8 protein-coding genes are annotated in these 9256 nt (G+C 62.1%); 7 read left to right on the top strand and 1 reads right to left on the bottom strand.

The annotated features are described in order from the left end of the window. Positions 1-79 precede the first annotated feature (79 nt). Positions 80-793: a tellurite resistance TerB family protein gene (locus tag HYE77_RS25720; RefSeq protein ID WP_003209547.1), complete on the bottom strand. Its 714-nt coding sequence runs from the start codon at positions 791-793 to the stop codon at positions 80-82. Positions 794-961: 168 nt separating this feature from the next. On the opposite strand from HYE77_RS25720, the gene HYE77_RS25715 reads away from it, so the two are divergent. The 7 genes from HYE77_RS25715 to HYE77_RS25685 all read left to right on the top strand — a co-directional run bounded on the left by HYE77_RS25715 (position 962) and on the right by HYE77_RS25685 (position 9236). Then, positions 962-1873 carry a LysR family transcriptional regulator gene (locus tag HYE77_RS25715; RefSeq protein WP_003209548.1) on the top strand — a complete coding sequence of 304 codons (912 nt, stop codon included), beginning with the start codon at positions 962-964 and terminating at the stop codon, positions 1871-1873. A gap of 133 nt (positions 1874-2006) precedes the next feature. Next, the gene (locus HYE77_RS25710; protein ID WP_177069755.1) at positions 2007-3464 is read left to right on the top strand and encodes a gamma-aminobutyraldehyde dehydrogenase; all 1458 of its coding nucleotides are present in this window, start codon (positions 2007-2009) and stop codon (positions 3462-3464) included. A gap of 72 nt (positions 3465-3536) precedes the next feature. Next, positions 3537-4688, top strand: a complete 1152-nt coding sequence (gene ydcS, locus HYE77_RS25705; protein WP_003209550.1) for a putative ABC transporter substrate-binding protein YdcS — start codon at positions 3537-3539, stop codon at positions 4686-4688. Between the two features lie 180 nt (positions 4689-4868). Then, a complete protein-coding gene (locus HYE77_RS25700) occupies positions 4869-5903 on the top strand; it encodes an ABC transporter ATP-binding protein (protein ID WP_003209551.1) in 1035 nt (344 codons plus the stop codon). 1 nt (position 5904) lies between these two features. After that, positions 5905-6834 carry an ABC transporter permease gene (locus HYE77_RS25695; protein ID WP_003209552.1) on the top strand — a complete coding sequence of 310 codons (930 nt, stop codon included), beginning with the start codon at positions 5905-5907 and terminating at the stop codon, positions 6832-6834. Next, the gene (locus HYE77_RS25690) at positions 6824-7633 is read left to right on the top strand and encodes an ABC transporter permease (RefSeq protein ID WP_003209553.1); all 810 of its coding nucleotides are present in this window, start codon (positions 6824-6826) and stop codon (positions 7631-7633) included. Before HYE77_RS25695 ends, HYE77_RS25690 begins: the two co-directional genes overlap by 11 nt. Positions 7634-7811: 178 nt before the next feature. Continuing rightward, complete coding sequence (locus HYE77_RS25685; RefSeq protein ID WP_003209554.1) at positions 7812-9236, top strand: gamma-aminobutyraldehyde dehydrogenase; 1425 nt, start codon at positions 7812-7814, stop codon at positions 9234-9236. Positions 9237-9256 lie beyond the last annotated feature (20 nt).

Here is a 9256-nt window from a genome sequence, read left to right as displayed (position 1 = left end):
AGAAAAGCGGCTCTGCTTTCGTTCTGGTCTTTGCTTTTACCATAAGTAGCCGTTACCGCAGAAACGGATATGTACACAATCAAACCACCTCAGCCTGCCGCACCTGCTTCTCCAGTTCAGCCTTCAACCCCGGCTCCAACTTAAGCTGCCGCGCCAACTCATCGAGGTAAGCCTTCTCCATGAAGTTCTCCTCATCCACCAACATCACACTGGCGATATACATCTCGGCAGCCAACTCCGGAGTACTGGCAGCCCGAGCCACATCTGCCGGATCCAGCGGCTTGTTCAGCTCGGCATGCAACCACTGCTGCAACTCACGATCGTTATCCAGCTTCACAAACTCCCCTTCGATCAACGCCCGCTCACGCTCATCCACATGCCCGTCAGCCTTGGCCGCAGCCACCAGCGCCTTCAAAATCCCCTGGCTGTGCTGCTCGACCTGGGCCGGTGGCAACCGATCAATGGTCTGCGGCTCTCCTTGAGGCGCACTGGCCTGCTGCGCCTGCCAATTACCGTAGGCCTTGTAGGCAATCACCCCCAAAGCAGCCAACCCGCCATAGGTCAGCGCCTTGCCGCCAAACTTGCGGGCTTTCTTGTTGCCCAGCAACAGACCCATGGCGCCGGCCGCGAGGGCCCCACCACCGGCACCGCCAAGCAAGCTACCCAATCCGCCGCCACCCAGCAGTCCGCCAAGGGCCCCCTTGTCATCTGACTTGCGCTGCCCGCCAGCCTTGTTCTGCAACATGTCCTGGCCGGATTTGAGCAGTTGATCGAGCAATCCACGGGTATTCATTCACAACCTCCAGAAACTCAAGTTCACAGGACCAATAGGCCCCCAGCGTAAAACTAAGTGCCAAAAACCCCCGATCTAGAGTGCTTCCAGATGTAACGCGCTTACCCCTCAATTAAAACGATATACACTCGAACAAATCTATAAAAACACCCCACTGGTAATTCCAGCATGATGACCTTGCGTCAGATCCGTCACTTCATCGCCGTGGCCGAGACCGGCTCGATCTCCGCCGCTGCCCAGACCGCCTTCATCTCCCAGTCCACCCTGACCCTGGCGATCCAGCAACTGGAACAGGAAATCGGCGTCAACCTGTTCAACCGCCACGCCAAGGGCATGACCCTGACCCACCAGGGCCACCAGTTCCTGCGCCAGGCGCACCTCATCCTCGCCACCGTCGACAACGCCAAGCGCAGCCTGCAACAGAGCACCGACCAGGTGGCCGGGCAGTTGATCATCGGCGTGACCAGCCTGGTCGCCGGCTACTACCTGGCGGACTTGCTTACCCGCTTCCAGCGCGCCTACCCCAATGTCGAAATCCGCGTGATGGAGGACGAACGCCCCTACATCGAACACCTGCTGGTCAGCGGTGAAATCGACGTCGGCGTGCTGATCCTCTCCAACCTCGAAGACCGCCACGCCCTGCAAACCGAAGTGCTCACCCACTCGCCCCACCGTTTATGGCTGCCCGCCCAGCACCCGCTGCTGGAACACGACAGCATCAACCTGGCGGATGTGGCGCGCGAGCCGCTGATTCAACTGAACGTCGACGAAATGGGCCACAACGCCCAACGCATGTGGACCGGCGCCGGGCTGCAACCCCGCGTCACCTTGCGCACCGCCTCGACGGAAGCCGTGCGAAGCCTGGTCGCCGCCGGCCTGGGCGTGTCGATCCAGCCGGACATGACCTACCGCCCCTGGTCCCTGGAAGGCGACATCATCGAGGCCCGGCCGATTGCCGACCTCAGCCAGACCCTAGACGTGGGCCTGGCCTGGCGCCGAGGCACGGCGCGCCCGGCGCTGGTGGACCCATTCCTGACGGTGGCCCGCGAACAGCCCCACCCACGCAAGCCATCTATTTAATCGAATGCTGCTTTCAGTATTTAGTATTTGTTGACCTCGCGCCTGACCTCTAGTCTCTGCTCATCCCATAAGAGAAGGTCAGGCGCCTCGCACGAGAACAGCCATGACCACACAAGAAAAGAGATCGCGAAAAATGTCTGGCGCGCCCACACCGCTGCTCACTGCGTTGCTGATCGACGGCGAACTGGTCCCGGGCCAGGGGTTTGTCGAGCCGATCATCAACCCGACCACCGGTGAAATCCTCACCCATATCGCCGAAGCCAGTACCGAGCAGGTCGAAGCCGCAATCCTCGCCGCCCACCGGGCCTTTGCCGGTTGGTCGCGGACCACGCCCCAGCAGCGCTCGAACATCCTCCTGGGCATCGCCGAGACAATCGAAAAACAAGCCGACTACCTCGCCCGCCTGGAATCGCTGAATTGCGGCAAGCCGCTGCACCTGGCACGTCAGGACGATTTGAGCGCGACCGTCGATGTGTTCCGTTTCTTCGCCGGCGCCGTGCGCTGCCAGACCGGGCAACTGAGCGGTGAATACCTGCCGGGCTACACCAGCATGGTGCGTCGCGATCCGATTGGCGTGGTGGCCTCCATTGCGCCGTGGAATTACCCGCTGATGATGGCCGCCTGGAAAATCGCCCCGGCCCTGGCGGCCGGTAATACCCTGGTGTTCAAGCCGTCGGAACATACCCCGCTGTCGATCCTGGCCCTGGCGCCCGTACTGAGCCAGTTGTTGCCGCGCGGGGTGATCAACATCCTGTGTGGCGGCGGCGAAGGGGTCGGCAGCCATTTGGTCAGCCACCCGAAGGTGCGCATGGTCTCGTTGACCGGCGATATCGTCACCGGGCAGAAGATCCTCCAGGCCGCCTCCAAGACACTCAAGCGCACGCACCTGGAGCTGGGCGGCAAGGCCCCGGTGATCGTGTGCAACGACGCCGACCTGCAAGCCGTGGTCGAAGGCGTGCGCGCCTACGGTTACTACAACGCCGGCCAGGACTGCACCGCCGCGTGCCGCATCTACGCCCAGGCCGGCATCCACGACAAATTGGTGGCCGAGCTCGGCGCCGCCGTCAGCAGCCTGCGGTTTGCCGGCAAGCGCGATGCCGACAACGAACTCGGCCCGCTGATCAGCACCCGCCAGCGCGACCGCGTCGCCAGTTTTGTCGAACGCGCCCTCGGCCAGCCGCATATCGAACGCATCACCGGCGCCGCCGTGCATTCCGGTGCTGGCTTCTTCTACCAGCCAACCTTGCTGGCCGGTTGTAAACAGAATGATGAAATCGTGCAGCGCGAAGTGTTCGGCCCGGTGGTCACCGTGACCCGCTTCGACGAGCTGGAACAGGCGGTGGACTGGGCCAACGACTCGGAATACGGCCTGGCCTCCTCCGTGTGGACCCAGAACCTGGACAAGGCGATGCAAGTGGCGTCGCGCCTGCAATACGGCTGCACCTGGATCAACAGTCATTTCATGCTGGTCAGCGAAATGCCCCACGGCGGCTTGAAGCGCTCGGGGTATGGCAAAGATCTGTCCAGCGATTCGCTACAGGACTACAGCGTGGTGCGGCACATCATGGCGCGCCACGGCCAGCATCTTTAAAACAACAACTACGCTCACGCACCACCTGCTGCAAAAACTGCCCCGACCATAATTAAAGAAGAGGGAACCCCCATGTCTGCGCACAAGACCGCACTGCTCAGTGCCCTGACCACCGCGCTGCTGGCCAGTGTCAGCATCCAGGCCGCCGAACCGCTGAAGGCGGTGGGTGCCGGTGAAGGCCAGTTGGATATCGTGGCCTGGCCCGGCTATATCGAACGTGGCGAAAGCGACAAGAACTACGACTGGGTCACCGGTTTCGAGAAAGAGACCGGCTGCAAGGTCAACGTCAAGACCGCCGCCACCTCCGACGAGATGGTGAGCTTGATGGCCAAGGGCGGCTACGACCTGGTCACCGCATCCGGCGATGCCTCGCTGCGGTTGATCGTCGGCAAGCGCGTACAGCCGATCAACACCTCGCTGATTCCCAACTGGAAGAACATCGACCCGCGCCTGAAAGATGCGCCGTGGTACGTGGTCGGCCAGCAAACGTACGGCACGCCGTACCAGTGGGGCCCGAACGTGTTGATGTACAACACCAACGTGTTCAAGACCGCGCCCACCAGCTGGAACGTAGTGTTCGATGCGCAGAACCTGCCGGACGGCAAGCCGAACAAAGGCCGCGTGCAGGCCTATGACGGCCCGATCTACATCGCCGATGCGGCGCTGTACCTCAAGGCCACCAAGCCGGAACTGGGCATCCAGAGCCCGTACGAGCTGACCGAAACCCAGTACAAGGCCGTGCTCGACCTGTTGCGCGCCCAGCAGCCGTTGATCCACCGCTACTGGCATGACACCACCGTGCAAATGAGCGACTTCAAGAACGAAGGCGTGGTGGCCTCCAGCGCATGGCCGTATCAGGTCAACGGCCTGGTGAACGAGAAGCAGCCGATTGCCTCGACCATTCCGAAGGAAGGCGCCACCGGCTGGGCGGATACCACCATGCTGCACACCGATGCCAAGCACCCGAACTGCGCCTACAAGTGGATGGACTGGTCGCTGCAGCCGAAGGTCCAGGGTGATGTGGCCTCGTGGTTCGGTTCGTTGCCGGCGGTTCCCGCGGCGTGCAAGGAAAGCGAACTGCTGGGCGCCGAGGGTTGCAAGACCAACGGTTTCGACCAGTTCGAGAAGATCGCCTTCTGGAAAACCCCGCAGGCTGAAGGCGGCAAGTTCGTGCCATACAGCCGCTGGACCCAGGATTACATCGCGATCATGGGCGGGCGCTAAGCACTCCCTAGTTGATCGTTCCCACGCTCCGCGTGGGAATGCCTCCTGTGACGCTCCGCGTCACGACTTTAAGGGCGGACGCGGAGCGTCCAGCGCTGCATTCCCGCGCAGAGCGTGGGAACGATCACCTCTACCTCCGATTTAATTTTTACAAGACGCGCCTTTTTGGAGCACCGCACCATGACGCTTGCAGTCCAATTCACCCACGTTTCCCGTCAGTTCGGCGAAGTGAAAGCCGTTGACCGGGTTTCCATCGATATCCAGGACGGCGAGTTCTTTTCCATGCTCGGCCCTTCCGGCTCGGGCAAAACCACGTGCCTGCGCCTGATCGCAGGGTTCGAGCAACCCAGTGCCGGCTCCATCCGCATCCACGGTGAGGAAGCCGCCGGCTTGCCGCCGTATCAGCGCGACGTGAACACTGTGTTCCAGGATTACGCACTGTTCCCCCACATGAACGTGCGGGACAACGTGGCCTACGGCCTGAAAGTCAAAGGCGTGGGCAAGACCGAACGCCTCAACCGCGCCGAAGAAGCGCTCGGCATGGTCGCCCTCGGCGGTTACGGCGACCGCAAGCCGGTGCAACTCTCCGGCGGCCAGCGTCAACGTGTGGCCCTGGCCCGCGCACTGGTCAATCGTCCGCGCGTATTGCTGCTGGATGAGCCCCTCGGCGCTCTCGACCTGAAGCTGCGCGAACAGATGCAAAGCGAGCTGAAGAAACTGCAACGCCAACTTGGCATCACCTTCATCTTCGTCACCCACGACCAGACCGAAGCACTGTCGATGTCCGACCGTGTGGCCGTATTCAACAAGGGCCGCATCGAACAGGTCGACACCCCGCGCAACCTGTACATGAAGCCCGCCACCACCTTCGTCGCGGAATTCGTCGGCACCTCCAACGTGATTCGCGGCGAATTGGCGCAACGCTTGAGCGGTAACCCGCAGCCGTTCTCGATCCGCCCGGAACACGTGCGTTTCGCCGAAGGCCCGCTGGGCAGCGGCGAGGTGGAAGTCAGCGGCCTGCTGCATGACATCCAGTACCAGGGCAGCGCCACCCGCTACGAACTGAAACTGGAAAACGGCCAGGCGCTGAACATCAGCCAGGCCAACAACCAATGGCTGGACACCACCGCCGGGCATCAAGTCGGCCAGTCCATCACCGCGCGCTGGGCGCGGGAAGCCATGACGCCGTTGACCGACATCGCAGGCGAGGTGTGACATGAGCCTGGCCCTGTCCCAACCGCCGATGCGCAGGTTTTCCAACCTGCTGTACAAGAAGCCCAACCTGTACCTGTCGCTGCTGCTCGTGCCGCCGCTGATCTGGTTCGGCGCGATCTATTTGGGGTCGCTGCTGACCTTGCTGTGGCAAGGCTTCTATACGTTCGATGACTTCACCATGGCGGTCACCCCGGACCTGACCCTGGCCAACTTTGCCGCGCTGTTCCAGCCGTCGAACTTCGACATCATCGTGCGCACCTTGAGCATGGCGGTGGTGGTGTCCATCGCCAGTGCCATCGTCGCGTTCCCGATCGCCTACTACATGGCGCGCTACACCACCGGCAAGACCAAGGCGTTTTTCTACATCGCGGTGATGATGCCGATGTGGGCCAGCTACATCGTCAAGGCCTACGCCTGGACCCTGCTGCTGGCCAAGGGCGGCGTGGCGCAGTGGTTCGTGCAGCACCTGGGCCTGGAGCCGGCGCTGCAATTCATCATGGGCATTCCCGGCGTGGGCGGCAGCACCTTGAGCACCTCGCACCTGGGGCGGTTCATGGTGTTTGTGTACATCTGGCTGCCGTTCATGATTCTGCCGATCCAGGCCTCGCTGGAGCGTTTGCCGCCATCGTTGCTGCAGGCCTCGGCAGACCTCGGCGCCAAGCCGCGCCAGACCTTCATGCAGGTGATTCTGCCGCTGTCGGTGCCGGGGATTGCGGCGGGTTCGATCTTTACGTTCTCGCTGACCCTGGGCGACTTCATCGTGCCGCAACTGGTGGGCCCGCCGGGTTACTTCGTCGGCGGCATGGTGTACGCGCAACAAGGCGCTATCGGCAACATGCCCATGGCCGCGGCGTTCACCCTGGTGCCGATCGTGCTGATCGCGGTTTACCTGTCCATCGTCAAACGTCTGGGGGCCTTCGATGCACTCTGAAAAAGCCTCACTCAGTCTAAAAATCGCGGCCTGGGGCGGGTTGGTTTTCCTGCACTTCCCGATCCTGATCATCTTCCTCTACGCCTTCAACACCGAAGAGGCGGCGTTCAGCTTTCCACCCCAGGGCTTCACCCTGAAGTGGTTCAGCGTGGCCTTCTCGCGGCCGGACGTATTGGAAGCGATCAAGCTGTCGCTGCAAATCGCGGCCATCGCCACGCTGATTGCGATGGTGCTCGGCACCCTGGCCTCGGCGGCGTTGTATCGCCGGGAGTTCTTCGGCAAGCAAGGCATCTCGCTGATGCTGATCCTGCCGATTGCACTGCCGGGGATCATCACCGGTATCGCGTTGCTCGCGACCTTCAAGACCCTGGGGATTGAGCCGGGGATGTTCACGATCATCGTCGGCCACGCGACCTTCTGCGTGGTGATCGTCTACAACAACGTGATCGCCCGTTTGCGCCGCACTTCCCACAGCCTGATCGAAGCCTCGATGGACCTCGGCGCCGACGGCTGGCAGACCTTCCGCTACATCATCATGCCCAACCTCGGCTCGGCGTTGCTGGCCGGCGGCATGCTGGCGTTCGCGCTGTCGTTCGACGAAATCATCGTCACCACCTTCACCGCCGGCCACGAGCGCACCTTGCCGCTGTGGCTGCTCAACCAGTTGAGCCGGCCACGGGATGTGCCGGTGACCAACGTGGTGGCGATGCTGGTGATGATCGTGACGATGTTCCCGATCCTGGGTGCCTATTACCTGACCCGCGGCGGCGAAAGCGTGGCCGGTAGTGGCGGTAAATAACTGACAACACATTGCCACTGAAGGAATGAGATTCAAATGTGGGAGCGGGCTTGCTCGCGAAAGCGGTGTATCAGTCAGGTGATGTATCAACTGAAAGACCGTATTCGCGAGCAAGCCCGCTCCCACACTTGAACCGGTTTCGGCAGGGGAAACGATGCAGCTTTAAGAGGACTGAACCATGCAAACCAAACTGCTGATCAACGGCCATCTGGTCGAAGGCGAAGGCCCGGCGCAGCCGGTGTTCAACCCGGCGTTGGGTCGGGTACTGGTGGAAATCAAGGAAGCCAGCGAAGCCCAGGTCGACGCCGCCGTGCGTGCTGCCGACAGCGCTTTTGAAGGCTGGTCGCAAACGCCACCGAAGGATCGCTCGCTGCTGCTGCTCAAACTCGCCGACGCCATCGAAGCCCACGGCGCAGAGCTGGCAAAGCTTGAGTCGGACAACTGCGGCAAACCCTACAGCGCCGCGCTGAACGACGAGATCCCGGCGGTGGCCGATGTGTTCCGCTTCTTCGCCGGCGCCAGCCGCTGCATGAGCGGTTCGGCCGGCGGCGAGTACCTGCCGGGCCACACCTCTATGATCCGCCGTGACCCGGTGGGCGTGATTGCCTCCATCGCGCCGTGGAACTACCCGCTGATGATGGTCGCCTGGAAAATCGCCCCGGCCCTGGCCGCCGGTAATACCGTGGTGCTCAAGCCTTCGGAACAAACCCCGCTGACCGCGCTGCGCCTGGTGGAACTGGCCGCTGAAATTTTCCCGGCCGGTGTACTCAACCTGGTGTTTGGCCGTGGGCCAACCGTGGGCAGCCCGCTGGTGAATCACCCGAAAGTGCGCATGGTGTCGCTGACCGGTTCGATTGCCACCGGGGCCAATATCATTTCCAGCACTGCCGACAGCGTCAAACGCATGCACATGGAACTGGGCGGCAAGGCGCCGGTGATCATCTTCAACGACGCCGATATCGACGCGGCGGTGGAAGGCATTCGCACCTTCGGCTTCTACAACGCCGGGCAGGATTGCACCGCTGCGTGCCGGATTTATGCACAGGCCGATATCTACGACGCGTTCGTCGAAAAGCTCGGCGCGGCGGTTGCCAGCATCAAATACGGTTTGCAGGATGACCCGGCCACCGAGCTGGGCCCGCTGATCACCGCACAGCACCGTGACCGTGTGGCCGGGTTTGTGGAGCGTGCCGTGGCGCAATCTCATATCCGCCTGATCACGGGTGGCAAGGCGGTGGAAGGCAACGGGTTCTTCTTCGAACCGACGGTGTTGGCCGACGCGCAGCAGGACGATGAAATCGTGCGCCGCGAAGTGTTCGGGCCAGTAGTGTCGGTAACCAAATTCAACGACGAGGCCCAGGTATTGGCCTGGGCCAACGATTCGGACTACGGCCTGGCCTCTTCCGTGTGGACCGCCGATGTCGGCCGCGCCCATCGCCTGGCTGCACGGTTGCAGTACGGCTGCACCTGGGTGAACACCCACTTCATGCTGGTCAGCGAAATGCCCCACGGCGGTCAGAAACTGTCCGGCTACGGCAAGGACATGTCCATGTACGGCCTGGAGGACTACACCACCGTTCGCCATGTGATGTTCAAGCACTGACCCCTTACCCCTGTCGAAGC

This window comes from Pseudomonas sp. IPO3774, assembly GCF_013386835.1.
Lineage (GTDB): Bacteria > Pseudomonadota > Gammaproteobacteria > Pseudomonadales > Pseudomonadaceae > Aquipseudomonas.
This window is presented reverse-complemented; position numbering and strand designations above follow the sequence as displayed.

Bases quoted from the DNA above. Each gene is read 5' to 3' on its own strand.
- HYE77_RS25720 (WP_003209547.1), bottom strand. From the start codon at position 793: ATGAATACCCGTGGATTGCTCGATCAACTGCTCAAATCCGGCCAGGAC.
- HYE77_RS25715 (WP_003209548.1), top strand. From the start codon at position 962: ATGATGACCTTGCGTCAGATCCGTCACTTCATCGCCGTGGCCGAGACC.
- HYE77_RS25710 (WP_177069755.1), top strand. From the start codon at position 2,007: ATGTCTGGCGCGCCCACACCGCTGCTCACTGCGTTGCTGATCGACGGC.
- ydcS (WP_003209550.1), top strand. From the start codon at position 3,537: ATGTCTGCGCACAAGACCGCACTGCTCAGTGCCCTGACCACCGCGCTG.
- HYE77_RS25700 (WP_003209551.1), top strand. From the start codon at position 4,869: ATGACGCTTGCAGTCCAATTCACCCACGTTTCCCGTCAGTTCGGCGAA.
- HYE77_RS25695 (WP_003209552.1), top strand. From the start codon at position 5,905: ATGAGCCTGGCCCTGTCCCAACCGCCGATGCGCAGGTTTTCCAACCTG.
- HYE77_RS25690 (WP_003209553.1), top strand. From the start codon at position 6,824: ATGCACTCTGAAAAAGCCTCACTCAGTCTAAAAATCGCGGCCTGGGGC.
- HYE77_RS25685 (WP_003209554.1), top strand. From the start codon at position 7,812: ATGCAAACCAAACTGCTGATCAACGGCCATCTGGTCGAAGGCGAAGGC.